19 protein-coding genes are annotated in these 19596 nt (G+C 68.4%); 15 read left to right on the top strand and 4 right to left on the bottom strand.

The window, feature by feature from the left end:
• Positions 1 to 109: 109 nt before the first annotated feature.
• Both HHAL_RS12505 and yccX read left to right on the top strand, forming a co-directional pair.
• A complete protein-coding gene (locus HHAL_RS12505; RefSeq protein WP_049751422.1) occupies positions 110 to 1432 on the top strand; it encodes a virulence factor BrkB family protein in 1323 nt (440 codons plus the stop codon).
• On the top strand, positions 1429 to 1707 hold the full coding sequence (gene yccX, locus HHAL_RS03620) for an acylphosphatase (RefSeq protein WP_011813508.1): 279 nt from the start codon (positions 1429 to 1431) through the stop codon (positions 1705 to 1707). The genes HHAL_RS12505 and yccX overlap by 4 nt, the downstream gene beginning before the upstream one ends.
• Positions 1708 to 1737: 30 nt before the next feature.
• Here the strand turns inward: yccX and HHAL_RS03615 are convergent, their stop codons facing one another.
• The 3 genes from HHAL_RS03615 to HHAL_RS03605 all read right to left on the bottom strand — a co-directional run bounded on the left by HHAL_RS03615 (position 1738) and on the right by HHAL_RS03605 (position 6339).
• Positions 1738 to 2616, bottom strand: coding sequence for an SDR family oxidoreductase (locus HHAL_RS03615; RefSeq protein ID WP_011813507.1), 879 nt, complete (start codon positions 2614 to 2616; stop codon positions 1738 to 1740).
• Positions 2592 to 4298, bottom strand: coding sequence for a proline--tRNA ligase (locus HHAL_RS03610; RefSeq protein ID WP_011813506.1), 1707 nt, complete (start codon positions 4296 to 4298; stop codon positions 2592 to 2594). Before HHAL_RS03610 ends, HHAL_RS03615 begins: the two co-directional genes overlap by 25 nt.
• Positions 4299 to 4398: 100 nt before the next feature.
• The gene (locus HHAL_RS03605; RefSeq protein ID WP_011813505.1) at positions 4399 to 6339 is read right to left on the bottom strand and encodes an EAL domain-containing protein; all 1941 of its coding nucleotides are present in this window, start codon (positions 6337 to 6339) and stop codon (positions 4399 to 4401) included.
• A gap of 361 nt (positions 6340 to 6700) precedes the next feature.
• Here HHAL_RS03605 and HHAL_RS03600 point away from each other — a divergent pair, with 361 nt between their 5' ends.
• From HHAL_RS03600 to HHAL_RS03580, 5 genes are all read left to right on the top strand, one after another.
• Positions 6701 to 7135, top strand: a complete 435-nt coding sequence (locus HHAL_RS03600; RefSeq protein WP_011813504.1) for a hypothetical protein — start codon at positions 6701 to 6703, stop codon at positions 7133 to 7135.
• 127 nt (positions 7136 to 7262) lie between these two features.
• On the top strand, positions 7263 to 7817 hold the full coding sequence (locus HHAL_RS03595) for a hypothetical protein (protein WP_144446082.1): 555 nt from the start codon (positions 7263 to 7265) through the stop codon (positions 7815 to 7817).
• 171 nt (positions 7818 to 7988) lie between these two features.
• Complete coding sequence (locus HHAL_RS03590) at positions 7989 to 8813, top strand: fimbrial biogenesis chaperone (RefSeq protein ID WP_144446081.1); 825 nt, start codon at positions 7989 to 7991, stop codon at positions 8811 to 8813.
• A gap of 112 nt (positions 8814 to 8925) precedes the next feature.
• Positions 8926 to 11751: a fimbria/pilus outer membrane usher protein gene (locus HHAL_RS03585; RefSeq protein ID WP_041595037.1), complete on the top strand. Its 2826-nt coding sequence runs from the start codon at positions 8926 to 8928 to the stop codon at positions 11749 to 11751.
• A gap of 45 nt (positions 11752 to 11796) precedes the next feature.
• A complete protein-coding gene (locus HHAL_RS03580; protein ID WP_011813501.1) occupies positions 11797 to 12387 on the top strand; it encodes a hypothetical protein in 591 nt (196 codons plus the stop codon).
• A gap of 156 nt (positions 12388 to 12543) precedes the next feature.
• Here HHAL_RS03580 and HHAL_RS03575 read toward each other — a convergent pair whose 3' ends face one another.
• Positions 12544 to 13011, bottom strand: coding sequence for a hypothetical protein (locus tag HHAL_RS03575; protein ID WP_144446080.1), 468 nt, complete (start codon positions 13009 to 13011; stop codon positions 12544 to 12546).
• A 149-nt stretch (positions 13012 to 13160) separates the two neighbouring features.
• Here HHAL_RS03575 and ilvN point away from each other — a divergent pair, with 149 nt between their 5' ends.
• From ilvN to rimI, 8 genes are all read left to right on the top strand, one after another.
• Positions 13161 to 13655, top strand: coding sequence for an acetolactate synthase small subunit (ilvN, locus tag HHAL_RS03570; RefSeq protein WP_011813499.1), 495 nt, complete (start codon positions 13161 to 13163; stop codon positions 13653 to 13655).
• 66 nt (positions 13656 to 13721) lie between these two features.
• Positions 13722 to 14732 (top strand): ketol-acid reductoisomerase, encoded by a 1011-nt coding sequence (ilvC, locus tag HHAL_RS03565; protein WP_011813498.1) that lies wholly within the window; start codon positions 13722 to 13724, stop codon positions 14730 to 14732.
• 61 nt (positions 14733 to 14793) lie between these two features.
• Entirely contained in the window at positions 14794 to 15243 is a 450-nt protein-coding gene (locus tag HHAL_RS03560; protein ID WP_011813497.1) for a rhodanese-like domain-containing protein, read from the top strand.
• The gene (gene pssA, locus HHAL_RS03555; RefSeq protein ID WP_011813496.1) at positions 15236 to 15985 is read left to right on the top strand and encodes a CDP-diacylglycerol--serine O-phosphatidyltransferase; all 750 of its coding nucleotides are present in this window, start codon (positions 15236 to 15238) and stop codon (positions 15983 to 15985) included. Before HHAL_RS03560 ends, pssA begins: the two co-directional genes overlap by 8 nt.
• Before the next feature lie 272 nt (positions 15986 to 16257).
• Positions 16258 to 17808, top strand: a complete 1551-nt coding sequence (locus HHAL_RS03550; protein ID WP_011813495.1) for a 2-isopropylmalate synthase — start codon at positions 16258 to 16260, stop codon at positions 17806 to 17808.
• Between the two features lie 3 nt (positions 17809 to 17811).
• Entirely contained in the window at positions 17812 to 18696 is an 885-nt protein-coding gene (locus tag HHAL_RS03545; RefSeq protein ID WP_011813494.1) for a uracil-DNA glycosylase, read from the top strand.
• A 54-nt stretch (positions 18697 to 18750) separates the two neighbouring features.
• A complete protein-coding gene (locus HHAL_RS03540) occupies positions 18751 to 19056 on the top strand; it encodes a hypothetical protein (RefSeq protein WP_011813493.1) in 306 nt (101 codons plus the stop codon).
• A gap of 38 nt (positions 19057 to 19094) precedes the next feature.
• On the top strand, positions 19095 to 19568 hold the full coding sequence (gene rimI / locus HHAL_RS03535) for a ribosomal protein S18-alanine N-acetyltransferase (RefSeq protein WP_011813492.1): 474 nt from the start codon (positions 19095 to 19097) through the stop codon (positions 19566 to 19568).
• Positions 19569 to 19596: the final 28 nt, after the last annotated feature.

Below are 19596 nucleotides of genomic sequence, written 5' to 3'. Positions count from 1 at the left end.
TGCGGTACTCGGCATTCTAACGCCTGCACGGAGAGGCTCCACCGTCAACGTACCCCGCCCTGAAGGGTGGCTACACATGCACTATCAACTACGGAGGCGCGGAACCAAGATGACGGAACTGCGCGGCCGCCTGCGTGCCGCCGGCGACAGGCTTCGGGCGCTGCCCACCCACCCGGGGGTCGGCGAGGCGCGGGGCTTCGGTGAGTATCTGATCCAGCGCATCCAGCAGGACCAGTGCGCCAAGAGCGCCGGCATGCTCGCCTACGTCACCCTGCTGGCGATCGTCCCGCTGATGACCATCGGCTTCTCGGTACTCGCCGCCTTCCCGGTCTTCGAGGGCGTCACCGATCGCCTGCGCGAGGCCATGGTCGACTACCTGGTCCCGGCGGCCAGCGACGCCATCGACGAGCACCTGGAGAACTTCATGGGCCGCGCCGCTGAGCTCACCGCGGTGGGCATCGCCGGTCTGACGGTCACCGCACTGCTGCTGCTCAACACCATCGAGCGGGTGCTCAACGAGATCTGGCGGGTGGAGCGGCCGCGGCCGACCCTGCAGCGGTTCATGGTGTACTGGACGGTGCTGACCATGGGGCCGCTGCTGCTCGGCGTGAGCGTGGCCTCCACCTCGTACATGGGCACGGTGAATCTGGGCCCGCTGGAGCCGCCGTCGGACCTGATCGCGCAGCTGCTCAATCTGGCGCCCTTCGTGGTGCAGGCGATTGTCTTCTCGCTGATCTACAGTCTTGTCCCGCACCGCAGTGTGCCGGTGCTCCACGCCGTCATCGGCGGAGTGGTGGCCTCGGGGCTGTTCGAGCTGGCCAAGGGTGGTTTTGCCGCGTTCATCGCCCGCGCCCCCACCTACGAGGTCGTCTACGGGGCCCTGGCGGCGCTGCCGATCTTCCTGGTCTGGCTGTACATCTCCTGGCTGGTGATCCTCATCGGCGCCGAGGTCACCCAGGCCCTGCGCGGCTACCGCTGGCGCACCGGCGGCGATCTGGCCCGCAACCGCTGGGCACTGGTGCTGGCGGTGCATATCCTGGGGCACCTCTACCAGGCGCAGCGCCGCGGCGCCGGGGTGACCTTCGCCGAGCTGCTCGAGCAGGAGCCGGACGCCGGAGAGCCCGCCCTGGCCGAGGCCCTGGAGACCCTGCGCCGGCACCACGTCATCGAGCGCAGCGCGGACGGGGCGTGGCTGCTGGCGCGGGATACCTCGACCTTCACCCTGGCCGAGCTGCACCGCATGCTCGCCTACCCGCTGCCGCCGGCGGCGGGGCTGGAGACCGGGGCACCCTGGGACCGTCGGCTGGCCGAGCGGCTGCGCCGGGTGGAGGAGCGTTGGGAGCAGAGCTTCGATCTGTCGCTGAGCGACCTGCTCGAGCCGACCGCCGAGGAGGCTGGAGCAGGGCGTTCGGCCCGTGCGGAGGTGGCATGACGACGACGCAAGAGAAGACACGCTGTACGATCAGTGGCCGGGTGCAGGGGGTCTGCTTCCGGGCTGCCACCCAGGAGCAGGCGGTGCGCCTGGGGGTCACCGGCTACGCCCGCAACCTGCGCGACGGTCGGGTGGAGGTGCTCGCCTGCGGCCCGCCGGAGGCGGTGGCGCAGCTGCGCGAGTGGCTCCACGAGGGGCCGCCGGCGGCCACCGTGGAGTCGGTGGCCTGCGAGCCGGCGGACGACCCGGCGCCGGCGGAGTTCAGTGTCGGCTAGCCGGGCCGTGCCGGGCGGCCCCCGCCGCGGCTATCCGCCGATCAGCTCGCGGTACCCCTCGCGGAAGGTCGGGTAGCGGAAGCGGTAGCCGCTGGCCTTGAGCTTGCGGTTCGATCCCCGCTTGCTGCCCACCCCGCGCATGCCGCCGCTGCCCGGCTCGCCGCGCGGTGGCCGCGGGACGCCGAGCAGCTCGGCGATGCCGTCCATCACCTCGCACTGGGTGCTGGGGGCGTCGTCGACCCCGAGGTAGACCCCGCCGGGCACGTCGGCGCGGCCGAGGTGGGCGAGGCTGCCCACCACGTCGGCGCTGTGGATCCGGTTGGTGTACTGCTCGGCCTGGCACGGCTCGCCGGCCTCGACCTTGCGGATCAGGAAGTCCCGCCCGGTGCCGTAGATACCGCCGTAGCGGGCGACCACGCCGGCCCACGGGCCGCCGAGGGCGATGGCCTCGGCCTCGAGCAGCCGCTGCCCGGAGAAGCGTCCGGGCTCGGTGGGGCTGTCCTCGTCGATCCACTCGCCATCCTGCTGGCCGTAGACCGCGGTGCTGGAGACGAAGACTAGCCGCTGCGGCGGGCGCGGATGGCCGCGCAGGAGATCGGCCAGGTTCTGCAGGCCGTCGACGAAGGCGCGGCGGTAGCCGTCGTCGTCGTAGCTGCCCGGGGTGACGATGTAGTAGACGCCGTCCAGATCCTGCGGCACCGCTTCGGCCAGGGCCGCCGGGTCCTCCAGGTCGGCGGCCACCGGGGTGATCCCGGCGGGCAGGCCCTCCGGGCGGCGGCGCAGCCCGAAGACCTCGGCCCCGCCGGCGGCCAGGCGTTCGCCCAGGGCCTGGCCGATGCGCCCGCAGCCGGCGATGAGGATGCGTCCACCCGGCCCAGCCGGGGTTACGTCAGACGGTTCTTCAGCCATGTCACGATCTCCGCTCGGGGGACGTGGGTCGGGTCCGCATCCTGGCGCCCCTTGTATTCGACGCTGCCCTCCTGGATGGCCCGGGGGCTGACCACCACCCGGTGGGGGATGCCGATGAGCTCCATGTCGGCGAACTTCACCCCGGGGCGGGCGTCGCGGTCGTCGTAGAGGACGTCGATGCCGCTGGCGGTCAGGTCCGCATAGAGCGCCTCGGCGGCCTCGGCCACCGCCGGGTCCTCGGCCTTGATCGCCACCAGGGCCACCTGGAACGGCGCGATGGGCGCCGGCCAGCAGATGCCCCGGTCGTCGTGGTTCTGCTCGATGGCCGCGGCCACCACGCGCGAGACGCCGATGCCGTAGCAGCCCATGGTCACCGTGCGCTCCTGGCCCTGCTCGTCGAGGACGCTGGCGCCCATGGCCTCGCTGTAGGTGGTGCCGAGCTGGAAGATGTGGCCGACCTCGATGCCGCGGCGCAGGGTCAGCGTGCCCTCGCCGTCGGGGCTCGGGTCGCCGGCGGTCACCTCGCGCAGGTCGGCGGTCTCCGGCTCGGGCAGGTCGCGGCCCCAGTTGACGCCGGTGAGGTGGTAGCCCTCGCGGTTGGCGCCGCAGGCGAAGTCGGCCAGGTGGGCGGCGGCGTGATCGGCGATCAGCGTCACCCCCGTCAGCCCCACCGGCCCCAGGGAGCCGAAGGGGCAGCCGAGCTGGCGCTCGACGCGCTCGGCCTCGGCGAAGGTCAGCGGCGCCTTCACCGCCGGATGCTTCTCGGCCTTGAGCTCGTTGAGCTCGTGGTCGCCGCGCAGCAGCAGCGCCACCAGGCCGCCGTCGGCCCCCTCGACCAGCAGGGTCTTGAGGTTGCGGGCCTCGGGCAGACCCAGGTAGGCGGCCACCTCGGCGATGGTCCGCTGCCCCGGGGTAGCCACCTCCGCCCGCTCCGCCTGGGGGGCCGGGCGCGGCTCGGTGGGTGCCACCGCCGGGGCCAGCTCGACGTTGGCGGCGTAGCCGCTGGCTTCGCAGACGGCGATGGCGTCCTCGCCGGAGTCGGCCAGGACCATGAACTCGTGGGAGACGCTGCCGCCGATCGCCCCGGTGTCGGCCTCCACCGGGCGGAAGGCCAGGCCGGTGCGCTGGAAGATCCGGCAGTAGGCCTCGTGCATGCGCTGGTACTCGGCGCGCAGGTCGTCGTCGTCGAGGTGGAAGGAGTAGGCGTCCTTCATCAGGAACTCGCGGGCGCGCATGACCCCGAAGCGCGGCCGGATCTCGTCCCGGAACTTGGTCTGGATCTGGTAGTAGTTCACCGGCAGCTGGCGGTAGCTGCGGATCTCCCGGCGGAAGAGGTCGGTGATCACCTCCTCGTGGGTGGGGCCGAAGCAGCCCTCGCGGTCGTGCCGGTCGCGGATGCGCAGCAGCTCCGGGCCGTACTTCTCCCAGCGGCCGGACTCCTGCCAGAGCTCCGCCGGCTGCACCGCCGGCATCAGCACCTCCAGCGCCCCGGCGCGGTTCATCTCCTCGCGCACGATGCGCTCCACCTTCTGCAGCACGCGCAGGCCCAGGGGCAGCCAGGTGTAGAGCCCCGAGGAGAGGCGGCGGATCATGCCGGCGCGCAGCATCAGCTGGTGGCTGACGATCTCGGCGTCGGCCGGGGTCTCACGGGTGGTGGATAGTGGAAAACGGGTGACGCGCATCGATTCGCTCCCTGTCTGGATCCGGTCGTCGGCGACGGCGAGGCCGCGGAACCGGACTAGGGTAGCGCAGCAGCCGTGCGCGGGCGAAGGGCGCGCGGCGCTAGGGCGCGGTCGCCAGGTGCTCGGACACCGCCGCCGCCGGGGCCGGGTAGCCGAAGTGGTAGCCCTGCGCCTCGGTGAAGCCCAGCTGGCGAAGGTGTTCCGCCTCCTGCCGGGTCTCCACCCCCTCGGCGGCCAGCTCCAGGCCGAAGCGTTCGCCCAGGCGGGCGATGCTGGCCACCAGGGCCTGCTGATCCGGGTCCGTGGGCAGGTCGCGGATCAGGGTCTGGTCCACCTTGAGTCGTCCCGCCGGCAGGTCGCGCAGGGAGATCAGCGAGGCGTAGCCGGTGCCGAAGTGGTCGATGGTGACCCCGAGGGTGTGCTCGCGGATATGGGTCAGGCCGTCGTGGCCGGCGCCGCCGGTGTCGAGCAGGTGGCGCTCGGAGAGCTCGATGTCCAGTGTGCCCGGCGGTAGTCCGAGGCGCTCCAGGCGCTTGCTGAGCACCGCCGGCTCCAGGGCCCCGGTGCCCAGGGTGCGCCCCGAGGCGTTGACGCTCACCCGCGGCACGCAGCAGCCCTGGGATTGCCAGTGGGCGAGGTCCGACAACACCTGCTCGACCACCCAGCGGTCCAGCTCACCGAGCAGCCCGGCCTGCTCGGCGGCGTCGATGACCTCGCCGATGGACGGCTGGGAGGTGTCGCCTTCGGGCCAGCGCAGCAGCGCCTCCAGGGCGGTCAGCTCGCCGCTGGCCAGATCGAAGACCGGCTGGTAGTGCACGCACAGGCTGCGCCGCTCTAGGGCCCGGCGCAGGTCGCGGATCAGCGCCACGCGCCGGGCCACCCGGTCGCCCAGGTCCGGCTCCACGATCTGCCCCGGTTGGTGGTCTCCCGCCGTGCGGGTGGCGGCCGAGCGGGCCTGTTCGAGGAGGGTGACGGCGTGGTGGCTGTGCTCGGGGAACAGCGCAATGCCGATACGCGGCTGCAACTGACAGGCGCAGGAGCCGGTCTCCACCGGATGCTCCAGGCTCTGGCAGATGCGCTGGGCCACCTGCAGGGCGCCGCTGCGCGAGCCGGTATCCGGCAGGATGGCGGTGAACTGGCCCCGTTGCAGGTGGCCGAGGAGATCGGCGTGGCGCAGCTGACCGCCGACCCGCTGGGCTGCGGTGTGCAGCACCCGGTCGGCGATCTCCGGGCCGAGCCCGGCTTCGGTCCGGTCGAAGCCGTCGAGCTCGATGACCAGCACCGCCAGCTCGCTGCCCCGCGACTCGGTGCGCTGCATCGCCCAGCGCAGAAGCGCCTCGGTCGACTCTCGGTCGGGGAGGCCGGTGAGCGGCTCGCGGTCGAAGGCGGGGGGCGGTGCCTCGGCCGCCGTCCCGTTGGCGGGATCCCCGGGGTCGAGGAGCAGCAGGACCACATTACGCTCGTAGAGCGGCGCCTCGACCAACTGCGCGCGCGTCTGCAGCAGGCTGCCGTCCTCGCCGCGACGGGTGCTCAGCCGCAGGCTGCCGCGGGGCGTGGCGTGCGGCTGAGTCGGTGCGCCGCTCATCACCGGGCACTGCGCGCGGATGCGCCCCAGCGCCTCGCCGGGCAGGATGCGCTCGGCCGGCTGGCCGAGCACTCGCTCCGGGGGGCGCTGCAGCTGCTCGGCGGCGGCCGGGTTCAACAGCGCGACCTGCCCATCGGCGTCCAGGCCGATAACGGCCTGGGGCGTGTGCTCAAGCAGCGTCGTGGCCAGCTCGGCCCGGTCCAGGTTCCAACGCAGGGTGTGGCAGTGATCCTCGGCCGCGCCGTCGTCGGGGAACTGCAGCTCCAGGAGCCGCAGCGGGTGCACCCCGAGGACCTCGGCCAGCTCGACGATGGTGGCCAGGTTCGGGTAGCCATCCCGCGACCAGCAATCGTAGAGCGACTGCCGGCTCATCCCGGCCCGCCGCGCCACCTCGGCCAGGGAGAGCCCCTGCTCATTGGCGCGCCGACGGATGAAGACCTCGAGCTCCGTGCTCATGGTGCTGACTCCCTGTGCAACAGGCCGGTCCGGGGCTGCGGTGTCCCTCCTGGCCGTCTCCCCCGGCCATGCCCCTATTCCCGAAACCAGTACAACGGAATACCCCCGAGTCGTGGAAGGGCAAGCTGTCCAGATCGGCAGACAACTTCAGCGCCGAACTTCTGTCCACTGTGTCTGACACCTGCGCCCCGTCTTTCGTCCGATCAGCTGGACGAGAACGGTCAGAACCCTTTGGTAGCGTTCTCAATGCCAGCGAATCCCGGGTCGCAAACCGGAGAAATGGCCTGGGGCTGGCCCATCGCAAGTTGCTTTCTTGCATAACGCGCAAAGGATTCGCACAGGGAAAAGAGGAGAAGCAGTCATGCGGAAGTTCGACTGGACCAAGGGTGCGCTGGCGCTGACCGCCGGTTCCGTTCTGGCCATCGGTGGTGGTAAGGCATTGGCGGACTTGCCGGACGGCGCCGAAGACAGTGATTCATTTGACGTCTCGCTGGATGTTTGGCAGCCCATCGATGTTTCGGTGAGCGATGAGGCGGACCTGCCCGACACCATCATCGAAGGCAACACCGTCGATGATGATTACACCTTCACGGTGGGTGGAGAAACCGGTGAACAATATAGCTATACGGTGACCCACTCTGTCGATGAAGAGGGTCTGGATCTCTCGGACGAGGAAATCTCCGGAAGTGGCATCATCGGCGACGATGATATCGAGGAAAATCTTGAGGTCACCGGCGACGATGCTGGTGATTATGAGGTAACCGTCGAGGCAACCGCCAACTACGACGAGCTCTAAAACGGTCTTCTAACTGTGGGCCGGGCCCGTTCGGTTCGGCCCGATGAAGGTGGGGCCCCTGGGGGGTTAGCCGTGAGCGCTAACCGGGGCCCCAATCCGTTAGAAAATCCATTAGAAGGGGGTGCCCATGAGACAAAGAGACAGTTACAGGAGCAGCCGATGGGCGTTGCCGCTGGTTTCTGCTGCTGCGGTGCTGATAGGCACGCCGGCGGTGGCAGATGATACGCCGGATGGTGCTAAAGCCGATGAGAGCTTCACGACCGACGTTACAGTGAGCAATTCGATTGGCGTCACTACCGAAGGCGACATAATCTGGGAGTCCGGCAGTGTCGTCGCCGGACAAGAGCTCCCGATTCCGGACCAGGATGGCGTTAACATCGACGTCGAGGGTGAGGAAGGAGAGGAATTTTACATAAGCCTTGACGGCGACATTCACAACCCTGATGGTCACACCGTTTATCTCGAGCTAGAGAACGGCGACCACGATACGATTATTCCCCTCTCTTCCTCATTCGGTTTTGACGACAACAATAGCTCCAGTGACCCGATCGCCTTAGGGGAAGACGGGGAGAAGCATGAGTGGGTCGAATTTTGTAATCAGTGCGAGGATTATAGTACGGCCCCTGAAAACGCCGGAGTATACAGCAATACATTCACTGTATCGGTTGAGTACGCGGACTAGTCTCCGCCGCGTTGGGATCCCGCCTTCTCCCCAGGGAGGAGGCGGGGAAACCTCGGTTTTAGATTGGAAGCGGATGGGGGGGTGCCCCAAGGGTCATTAGGGCAATGATAGCGGATAGGAGCGAAATCCATGAGGCGGGTGGTTAGGTGTCACTGGGGAGCTGTTGGTTGCGTGGCAACGACTTTGGTATTTGCCGCGACGCAGGCGTCGGCGGCGATTCAGATCGCGCCGCAGCGGCTGTTCTTCGACGATCAGCAGCGCAGCGCGCAGGTCGAGGTGTTTAACCAGAGCGATGAGGTCCAAGAGTACCGGGTTCTGGTGACCGATGTCGAGGCGGATGCCTACGGGCGTTCGGAGCTGATTGATCCCGTGGAGCCTGAAGCCGGGGAGCGGGGCCACCACGGGGCCGACCTGCTGCGCCACCATCCCCGCCAGATGACCCTCCAGCCGGGCGAGAGCCAGACCGTGCGCATCATGTCCCGTGTGCCGGATGAGATCGATCCGGGCGAGTATCGCGCCCGTTTTGCCGTTCGGACCATGCCAACCGCCGACGGACAGGCATTCGCCGAGGAGGAACTCGAGGACGACGAGGTGGCCGTCGATATTCAGGCGCTCTTCGCCATGACGATTCCGGTCGGTATCCTAGTCGGTGATCCGGACGGCGAGCCGGAGATTCGGGGTGCTCGCTTCGAACCAGCGGAAGACGCGGACGGCGAGGACTCAGTGGAGATCACGGTGGCCCGCAACGGTGAGCGGGGGGTTTACGGTTCCCTGGAGGTCTACCGGCCCGGAGAGGATGAGCCGATCCACGAACGCTCTCGGGCGGCTGTCTCCACATCGATGGATGAGCGGATTCTGCCCTTCTCGGTTGAGAATCACGATGTGGCCCCGGGCGATGAGTTGCGGGTGGTGTATCGGGCCTTCGAGGATGACGAGGAGGGCTTTGGCGAGAGCGGTGGTCACGTGAAGGCGGAGCGCACCGTCACCCTCGAGTAAGTCGGTGAGATGGTCTCGCGTGGGTGCGACTGGGCGGTCTGTTGCGGTCGCGGTTTGGCTCCTGGCCGCGGCGGGGGCGTTCTGGTCGCCCAGCGCGCCTGCCCCGCTTTCTGTGGAGAGCCTCCAGGAAGAGGATGATGGCGAGGGGGTGGAGGATATGGTGCTGCGCGTGGAGCTGGAAGGCTACCCCCTCTCCGAGAGCGAGTATATGCTCCAGCGCAAAGGGGAGATCTACTACCCATTGGGCCAGCTCGCCCGCCATCTGGAGCTGGCGGTCGAGGTCGACCCGCTTGAGGGGCAGGTCTCCGGCTGGGTCCTCGATCCGGACCGGACGGTCTCCTTCGATACCGCCAGCGGCATGGGCGAGGTCGGCGACCGCCCGCTGATCCTTGAGGAAGAGGATTGGATCCAAGAGCACGATGACATCTACTTCCGTGAGGATGCCATCCAGGAGTTCCTGCCCGTTGGCTTCGAATATCGCCCGCGCCGCGCTGAGGTCCACATGCGTGCGGACGAGGAATTGCCGATCCTTAGCCGTCTGGAGCGCGAGGCCCGGTGGGCACGACTGACCGATGACGGGGCGGGTATCGGCGGTGAGGAGTGGCTGCCCCGTGAACCGCTGCCGGCCCGTTTCATGACCCGTCCTGCATGGTCCCTGAGCCTCAATCACCAGCAAAGCGGGAACGGTAGCAGCACCAGCGGTAATCTCGCAGGCGCTGGAGATCTCCTCTGGCATGAGGCGGAGTGGCGGTTACAGGCGAATGACACCGACGGAATCCGGCGCTTCGACGGGACCCTCGGGCAGCAGGTCGGCCACCCGGCCCTGGAGCGCTACGAGCTGGGGCGGGTGCGCGCGCCCCGGTACGACCTGATCCGGCGTGGCGGCTCCGGGATGGGGGTGACCCTGACGAACCGACCGGAGGGTATGGCGCGTACCACGTTTACCGATCAGTCCATCGAGGTGGAGGTTCCCGAGGGCTGGGACGTCGAGCTCTATCGCGACGGCGATCTGGTCGACTTTGCACACGATGTGGACACGGATCGCCACGAGTTCGAGGACATTGACGCCCGGCCGGGCACCAACCCTTACACCATTGAGTTCTACGGACCCCACGGCGAGCGCGAGACCATCTCGCGGACGATTGAGATCGGCCCGGGGCTGCTGCCGCCGGGCATGGTGCACTACAGCCTGGATGCCAGCCGAGAGGGGGTCAGTCTCTATGAGCACCAGCCGCGCGATGACCAGGACCGGCGCGCGGCGGCGCGGATGGACGTCGGGGTGACCGAGACCCTGACGGTCGGCGGCGACCTCCACTACATGGAGCCGGATGACGAGGAGGACGAGCTGACGCGCCGAGAGCTGGTCGGGGCGGACGCCTCGTTCAGTGCGTTCGGGGTTTGGGGCCGTCTTCGCGGTGCCTTCGAGAATGACCAAGGCCGGGCTTGGCAGCTCGCGCTGGAGCGCGGTCTGGGCGCGTGGAGCCTGGACTACGAGTACACCCTGGTGGATGGCCTGGAGACCGACGAGCTGCGTAGCCGCGTCAGCGGTGACTTGCGTCACGGCCACGAGTTGCAAGTGCGCGGCTCTTTGGGGCCGCTGCGCACCCGTCTGCGCTACGAGCATCAGGAGTCCGCGGACGGCGAGTCGACTTGGCAACGCCTGCGCACCCGCGAAAACGTGAGCATCGGCGGTCAGCGGCTCCGGCATTCGCTGACCGTGAGCCAGGCGGATGACGGCGACCCTTCCGCGCAGGGCAGCCTGCAGACACGCTGGGGGCGTTATCGGGAGGGGCGGCTGAACCTCGGTGTGAGCTATGGCCTGGCGCCCGAGGCGGAGCTGGATAGCGCCAACGCCGAGTACAGTCAGAGCCTTCATGACAACTGGCGGGGCAGTGCCCAGGTGCGCGGCAGCTTCAATGACCGTCCTCATAACCTCCGTCTGGGCATTTCCCGTACTGCTCGCGAGTACTGGCGCTTCTCGGGGCAAGGTCAGGTGGATACGGGGGGTCGGTGGCAGGTGTCGGTCGGCCTGGATGTGGGAGGGCTGCCCCATCCTGCCGGGGGGTGGTACCCGGATCCCGAGGCCGGGCGCGGCTACGATCACGGGGCGGTGATGGCAAGGGTTCATCAGGATGGCGAGCCCGTGGAGGGGGTCGATGTCTGTGCAGGCCGCAGCTGCGGGGGCACCGATGAGAACGGGGAGGCCTGGGCCGCCCGTCTGGATCCCCACGATCCGGTCAACGTGGAGGTGGATGTGGGGTCGATCGACAATCCCTTCGTCCAACCTGCAACCCGGGGGGTAAGCTTCGAGCCGCGCCCGGGTCGGGTACTCCCCCTGGATTTCGAGCTGCACCTCACGGGCGAGGTGGATGGCGTGGTTCGTCGCCAGCGTGGCACGGCAGAGCCATCGGAGGTCTCCGGTTTCGAGATGGAGGCGGTGGATACCGAAACCGGGGAGGTGGTCCAGACGGATCGCAGTGTCTTCGATGGTCTCTTCATCCTGGATCAGCTGCCGCCGGGAGGGTATCTGGTGCGCGCTTCGGAGGAGCAGGCAGAGCGCCTGGATGTCCCGCAGACCGCCACGGCGCAGCGCATCAGCGTTGAGGGGGATGGTGATCTGGTGAGTCATCAGGATCTCACGATCCATGACGGTGGTGAGATCGTCCGGGTCGCTTCGCCGGCAGAGGCGGTCGAGCAGATCACCTTCAGCTACGACTCGAGCCACACCCTCCGCGATCACCTGGCGCAACTCCTTGATCGCCTGGGTGCGGAGCAAGTCGAAGGTGGCCTGGAGTCGCTCTACGAGGAGGTGGTGATCCTCAACGGCGAGGTCGAAGACGGTGATCGTGTGATGGTCCCGGCGGATCGTTCGCCGCTGGACGAGATCACCCACTGGCAGCATCAGGAAGAATTGGAACTGGCGGAAGAGGGTGACTGATGTCGGTTGCAGGCTGCTCTTGCAGCGTGTTTTGAGGAGGGCCTTATGGGGGCGGTCAGTTCAGCCAGGGAGTGGGGCACGGATCGCGCGACAGGCGTGCGGCGCAAGGCAGTGGCCTTGGGCGCTGCGCTTCTGGGCGTCTCGGTGATGGCCTTCGCGGAGCCCGAATCGGCTCGGGATACATTTACGACGGAGCTCACCGTGGCCCAACCTATTGATATGCAGGAGAGCTGCGCCAACAGGGTCGTCCATCTGGGCCCCTTCGTGGCTGGGCAGCAGGATCTGTCTATGGGGGAGAGGCAGGATCCGCCCATCTGCCTGGATTTCACCGGTGAGCCAGGGGCAGACTTCAAGGTGAGCTTTGACGGTGCCCATGACGCTGAGGGTGCGTGCAACGACCGAGGACAGGATGATGGTCAATATGAAGTCTACCCGTTGACCTCCGATCAGCATGGTGTCGATTCGATCGACCTCTGCGTGGCGCCGGAGTCCAACTCGAACTCTCACCGGTTCAACATGAATGATGGGGAAAAGCGGGTGCCGGTTGAGGCCTTCCTCAAGAAGGACCATATCCCCGAAGGAGCTTCCGGAGACTACTCTACAACCATCACGGCGACCGCGGAGTACGACCTCTGAATGGGGCGGGCGTCTATGCGCTAGGCCTCAGTAATCGGGGGAGCCGCTTCCCGCGGCTTGGTTTCTAGGCCGCCTCGCCGGTCTCTGTCCGCATCGACTCCGCAGTCAGCAGTCCAGGGGAAGGGCGAGGTCGGGGGCAGTCCACCGACGTGGGGATCACCAGTCGTAGGCTGCCGTGATCGTCACTTCCCACTGGTAGCCGCCGGACGGTGCCTCTTCCTCGGTCTCGGCGGTGACCTCGCCCGTGTCTTTGTGGAGCAGTTTGACGAACTCGTGCCGATCGTCCGGGACCTCTAGATTCGCATGCTCGCTGCCGCCGTCGGGGGCCTCCTGCAGCGTTCCATCGAACGAGATCTCCATGGTGCCGAGCCCCACAACGAGGTACTTGAACGCCCCGGAAGCACTCTCGCCTGCGGTGACGGGCGCGCCACCGTTCAGCTCGAGGTGGGGGTTCGGTTCCTTGATCTCGGCGCTGGCGGCCTCCACTACCTCCACTTCTTGGGTGAAGTCGGCCTGGTCTGACCCAGGGGTTTCGGCGCCCGCCGAGCCGGCGGTAAGGAGCGATACGCCGAGCGTTGAACCGGCGAAGGCTAGCGTCCAGTGCCTGTTCGCGCGCCTCATCATTCCTCCCGAAGCGCAGGGTTTAAATGGAAGATAGCTCGCGCGTGTGTCGAGGGTCAATCGGTTGCGGGCTCGCCTTGCTTGACCTCCAGCCCACCTGCCAGTATTTTCCCGCATTTACTCCGCACGCTGCGGTCCCGGGGGAGAGCTACATGCGGCACATCATCTCGATGCTGGTGGAGAACGAATCCGGAGCGCTGTCGCGCATCTCCGGGATGTTCACGGCCCGTGGCTACAACATCGAGTGCCTGACGGTGGCTCCCACCGACGACCCGAGCATCTCGCGGCTGACCCTGGTCACCATCGGCGACGATCAGATCATCGAGCAGATCATCAAGCAGCTGAACAAGCTGCTCGATGTGATCAAGGTCGTCGACATGACCGAGGGCAAGCACATCGAGCGCGAGATGATGCTGATCAAGGTCACCGCCGGCGTTGCCGAGCAGCGCGAGGAGTTCAAGCGCCTGACGGACATCTTCCGTGGCCGCATCCTCGACGTCACCGAGAAGATCTATACCATCGAGATGACCGGCACGAGTGACAAGCTCGACGCCTTCATCGAGGCCATCGGCCCGAGCAACATCCTGGAGGTGGTCCGCTCCGGTGTCATCGGCATCAGCCGCGGCGAGCGCCATCTGCGCGTCTAGCGCCGTCCCGTCTCATCCCCGCCCGTCCGGTGGCGGGCGGACTCGCGAATCCGTTCAGGGGGAAACATGAAGGTCTATTACGATCAGGACGCCGATCTTTCGCGGATCACCAGCCGTCGCGTGGCGATCATCGGCTACGGCTCCCAGGGCCATGCGCACGCCAACAACCTCAAGGAGTCCGGCGTCAACGTGGTCGTGGGCCTGCGCCCGGGCTCGAGCTCGGCGGCGAAGGCGCAGGAGGCCGGCCTGGAGGTCGCCTCGGTGGAGGAGGCCACCCAGGGCGCCGATGTGGTCATGATGCTCGTCCCCGACGAGGCGGCCCCGGATATCTACAACCAGCAGGTGGCGCCGAACCTCAAGGATGGTGCGGCGATCGCCTTCGCCCACGGCTTCAACATTCACTACGGGCAGATCCAGCCGGCGGCCGATCACGACGTGATCATGATCGCCCCCAAGGGCCCCGGCCACACCGTGCGCTCGACCTACGTCGCCGGCGCCGGCGTGCCCTCGCTGATCGCCATCGAGCAGGACGCCAGCGGTCAGGCCAAGGAGATCGCCCTGGCCTACGCCGTGGCCAACGGCGGCGGCCGCTCCGGGATCATCGAGACCTCCTTCCGCGAGGAGACCGAGACCGACCTCTTCGGGGAGCAGACCGTGCTCTGCGGCGGCATCGCCGCGCTCATCGAGGCCGGCTTCGAGACCCTGGTGGAGGCCGGTTACGCCCCCGAGATGGCGTACTTCGAGTGCCTGCACGAGACCAAGCTGATCGTCGACCTGCTCTACGAGGGCGGCCTGGCGAACATGCGCTACTCGGTCTCCAACACCGCCGAGTACGGCGACTTCACCCGCGGCCCCCGGGTCATCAACGAGGAGTCCCGCGAGGCGATGCGCGAGATCCTCGAGGAGATCCAGAACGGCGACTTCGCCAAGGAGTACGTGCTGGAGAACAAGGCCGGCGCGCCGACCCTGCACGCCCGCCGCCGTCTGGCCGCCGAGCACCCCATCGAGGAGGTGGGCGAGCGTCTGCGCGGCATGATGCCGTGGATCGCCGCCAACAAGCTCGTCGACCGCGACTGAACCAGCGTGCGCCGGCGGTGCGGCCCCCCGGGGTTCGCCCGCCGGCGGCGCCGGGAGCCCCATGACCGAGCTGCTGCACTGGATCGAGGAAGACCCCGTCCGCTTCGTGGCGCTGGCCGCCGTGGCGATTCTCGGCGGGCGTTTGCTCTGGCGCCGGCTGACCCGGCGTTATCGACCGATCCCCGTGACCGAGGCGGTGTGCTGGGTCAACGACGGCGAGACGCTGTTCCTCGATGTGCGGACCACGCCCGAGACCCGCGGCGGTGTCCTCCCTGGTGCCGTGCATATCCCCAAGCACCAGCTGCGCCGGCGCCTGCAGGAGCTGCGCAGCCACTCCGCGGCGGGCGGCCCGGTGGTCGTCTACTGCCACAGCGGCATGCGCTCGGCCGGCGCTGCCCACCTGCTGACCCGCCACGGCTTCGAGCCGGTCTACAACCTCCAGGGTGGGGTCATGGCCTGGCACGCCCAGGGGCTTCCGTTCGAGTCGGGGCCGGGAGCGCGTGATGAATAAGAAGGTCCGTCGCCGCGGCATCTTCCTGCTCCCCAACCTGTTCACCACGGGCTGCCTCTTCTTCGGCTTCCTGGCGGTGATCTCCGCCATCGACGGCGAGTTCGGGCGGGCCGCCGTGGCCATCCTGGTGGCCATGGTCTTCGATGGCCTCGACGGCCGGGTGGCCCGGCTGACCGGCACCCAGAGTGACTTCGGGGTGCAGTACGACTCCCTGGCCGACATGGTCAGCTTCGGCCTCGCCCCGGCGGCGGTGGCGTTCCTCTGGGCGCTGGGCAACACCGGGGCCGGTGCCCCCTGGGACAACGTCGGCTGGCTGGTGGCCTTCCTCTTCGTCGCCGGGGCGGCGCTGCGTCTGGCGCGGTTCAACACCCAGAGTGGCGTGGACGACAAACGCTACTTCCAGGGGCTGCCCAGTCCGGCGGCCGCTGGCGCGGTGGTCGGCCTGGTCTGGTTCGGTGATCGGGTGGGGCTGACCGGGCTTGAGGCCGCCATCCCGGTAGGGGTGGTGGTGGTGCTCGGTGCCGTGCTGATGGTCAGCAACGTCCGCTACGAGAGCTTCAAGGAGCTCGACTTCCGCTACCGGGTGCGCTTCACCTCCGTGGCGGGGGTGGTGCTGGCCATGGCGCTGGTGGCCCTGCACCCGCCCACGGCCATCTGCCTCGGCTTCCTGATCTACATGTTCTCGGGGCCGGTGCTCACGGTGCTGCGGCTGCGCGACCGGCGCCGGCATCGGCGCGCCTGAACGCTTGCCGAGGCGGCGCTGCGGCGATATATTCGAAAGCATCATGAAGACCTGCCCGTCCAACCCCGCGCCCCACGCCCGCTGGCTTCGCTGCAGCGGTGCCGGGGGCGTGCGGCTGCTTAGCAACGCCCGCCTGCGCGGCGGGGGTCGACTGCCGGCCTGAGCGGCCGGCCGAACATCCCACCCCACCGCTTCTGCACGGGCGCCCCGGCGGCGCCGTGGACGACTTCCATTCGGCGGTGCTGACCGCCACGACACAGGGCTGAGCAGCCATGGGTGCAAGCGACCATCTCTACATCTTCGATACCACGCTGCGCGACGGGGAGCAGAGCCCCGGCGCCTCCATGACCCGCGAGGAGAAGGTGCGCATCGCCAAGGGGCTCGAGCGCATGCGCGTCGACGTCCTCGAGGCCGGCTTCCCGGCGGCGAGCACGGGCGACTTCGAGAGCGTCCGCGCCGTCGCCGAGGCCATCAAGGAGAGCCGGGTCTGCGCCCTGGCGCGGGCGCGGGATCCGGATATCCACGCCGCCGGCGAGGCCCTGGCCCAGGCCGAGGCCGGGCGCATCCACACCTTCATCGCCACCTCGCCGATCCACATGCAGAACAAGCTGCACATGACACCGGATCAGGTGGTGGATGCGGCGGTGCATGCGGTGAGTCTGGCGCGGCAGCTCTGCGACGACGTGGAGTTCTCGCCGGAGGACGCCGGGCGCTCCGAGCACGACTTCCTCTGCCGGATCATCGAGGCGGCCATCGACGCCGGGGCGCGGACCATCAACATCCCGGATACGGTGGGCTACAACCTGCCGGAGCAGTTCGGTGGGCTGATCCGCACCCTGCGCGAGCGCATCCCCAACTCGGACAAGGCGGTGTTCTCGGTGCACTGCCACAACGACCTGGGCGTGGCGGTGGCCAACTCCCTGGCCGCGGTCCAGGCCGGGGCGCGGCAGGTGGAGTGCACCATCAACGGCCTAGGCGAGCGGGCCGGTAACGCCGCCCTCGAGGAGGTGGTCATGGCGGTGAAGACCCGCCAGGACGTCTTCTCCTGCTCGACGCGGATCAACGCCCGCGAGATCGTGCCCACCTCCAAGCTGGTGGCCAACATCACCGGCTTCCACGTCCAGCCGAACAAGGCCATCGTCGGCGTCAACGCCTTCGCCCACGAGTCGGGCATCCACCAGGACGGGGTGCTCAAGCACCGCGAGACCTACGAGATCATGCGCGCCGAGGACGTCGGCTGGCACACCAACCGCATGGTCCTGGGCAAGCACTCCGGGCGGAACGCCTTCCGCTCGCGGCTCGAGGAGCTGGATATCCACCTCGACTCCGAGGAGCAGCTCAACGAGGCCTTCGCCCGCTTCAAGACCCTGGCCGACAAGAAGCACGAGATCTTCGACGAGGACCTGCAGGCGCTGGTCACCGAGGCCGGTGCGGCGCTGGAGAACGAGCGCATCCGGCTGCTCGCGCTGCACGTCTGCTCGGAGACCGGGGAGCAGCCGGAGGCCACCGTGTCGCTGCTGATCGACGGCGAGGAACGTCAGGCGGTGGCCCCGGGCAGCGGCGCGGTGGATGCGGCGTTCATGGCGGTGGACTCGCTGGTGCAGTCGGGCACCGAGCTGTTGCTCTACTCGGTGAACAACATCACCTCCGGGACCGACTCCCAGGGCGAGGTCACCGTGCGTCTGGAGCGCGGCGGCCGGGTGGCCAACGGGCAGGGCGCCGATGTGGACATCGTCATCGCCTCGGCGAAGGCGTATATCAACGCCCTGAACAAGATCCTCGCCTCGCCGGATCGGCGCCACCCGCAGGCCGGAGACGTCTAAGGCGTGGATACCCGGCGGCTCAGCTACCTGCGCCAACTGGGGGTGGACTGCTACATCCCCCGCGACGCCGCCGTGCTGGAGCCGGCGGCGCCCCGGCAGGCGCCCTCCGCCGATGCCGCCGGGGCCGTCTCGACGCCGCCTGGGCCTGCGGCGCCCGCCGGTCCCCGGCAGGAGCCGGTAGCCCCGGGGGCGGGGGCCCAGACCGGGTCGGGGCGCGCCGGGATGGAGGCCGGATCGGCGGGCGGTGCGGAGCCGGCGTCGGCGCCGACGACGGCCCCGGAACCGGGCGGGGCCCCGCAAGCGGCGGCCCCGGAGGCGGGCTGCGAGGACCTGGACTGGGACGCCCTCGAGGCCCGGGTGGCCGGCTGTCACGCCTGCAAGCTCTGCGAGGGGCGGACCCAGACGGTCTTCGGCGTCGGCGACCGGCAGGCGGATCTGGTGATCATCGGCGAGGGCCCGGGGGCCGAGGAAGACCGCCAGGGCGAACCCTTCGTCGGGCGGGCCGGGCAACTGCTCGACGCCATGCTCGCCGCCATCGATCGTGGCCGCGACCGCGGCGGGGTCTACATCGGCAACATCGTCAAGTGCCGCCCCCCCGGCAACCGGGACCCGCGGCCCGACGAGGTCGCCGCCTGCACACCGTATCTGCGCCGGCAGCTCGAGCTCCTCGAGCCGAAGGCGATCGTTGCCCTGGGGCGGGTGGCGGCACAGCAGCTGCTGGAGACCAAGTCGCCGCTGGCCAAGCTGCGCGGGCGCGTCCACCACTACGGGGCGCAGTCGATCCCGGTCTGGGTGACCTACCACCCGGCCTACCTTTTGCGCTCGCCCGGCGAGAAGGCCAAGGTGTGGCAGGATCTCAAGCGGATCCGCGGGCTGGTCGAGGAATGACAGCGCGGCGCCCCCGCGTTGCCGTGCTCCCTCGGTGGTGCTAGCGTCGTTCCCATGACTTCCGTTGTCGAACTCTACGAGCAGCTGGCCTCTGCGCCCGACGATAAGACGCGTGCGCGTCTGATCGCGGAGGCGTTCGAGCGCATGGAGGAGCGCTACCCGGAGGTCAAGGACCTGGCGACGCAGACGCACCTGCGCGAGACGGAACTGCGCCTGCAAAAGGAGATTGAGCAGCTACGGGGGGATCTGACGAGAGAGATCAAGCAGCTGCGCTCCGGCGTCGTGCGCTGGGTGGTGGGCCTGCTTGCCGGGCAGACGGCCGTGATCCTGGCCGCGTTCTTTGCGGTCGCCTGGCTGTAGCAGCGCCGGGGCTGAACAACCACAAGAAAGACACAGCCATGGCGGATTCGATCGGCAGAGCCCGGCCGATGACCTACGAAGACCTCCCCACCGTGCTCGCCATCGAGCAGCGCTCGGTGGCCTACCCCTGGAGTGGGCACATCTTCCGTGACTGCATGTCGGCGGGCTACGGCTGCTTCGTCCAGCAGCAGGGGCGGGAGATCCTCGGTTATCTGGTGGTCAGCTGCGCCGCCGGCGAGGGCACCATCCTCAACATCTGCGTCGACCCGGACTGGCGCCGGCACGGTATCGCGAGCCACTTGATCGCCGTGGCCGTCGAGCGGGCCGAGGTCATGCAGGCCGAGAATCTCTTCCTTGAGGTGCGCCCGTCCAATACGGCCGCCATCGCCCTCTACGAGCGCCACGGCTTCCACGAGGTGGGCCGGCGGCCGGACTACTATCCGGCCGCCTCCGGTCGTGAGGATGCGCTGATCATGGCAAGGGTCATTCTGCCTGGCTGGAATACGCCTTGAGGCCTTGCCGGCTTCGGCTCGTGACAGG

The organism is Halorhodospira halophila SL1, from assembly GCF_000015585.1.
GTDB classification, from domain to species: Bacteria; Pseudomonadota; Gammaproteobacteria; order Nitrococcales; family Halorhodospiraceae; genus Halorhodospira; species Halorhodospira halophila.
The sequence above is the reverse complement of the archived record's forward strand: the minus strand, read 5'-3'. Positions and strand labels throughout refer to the sequence as shown.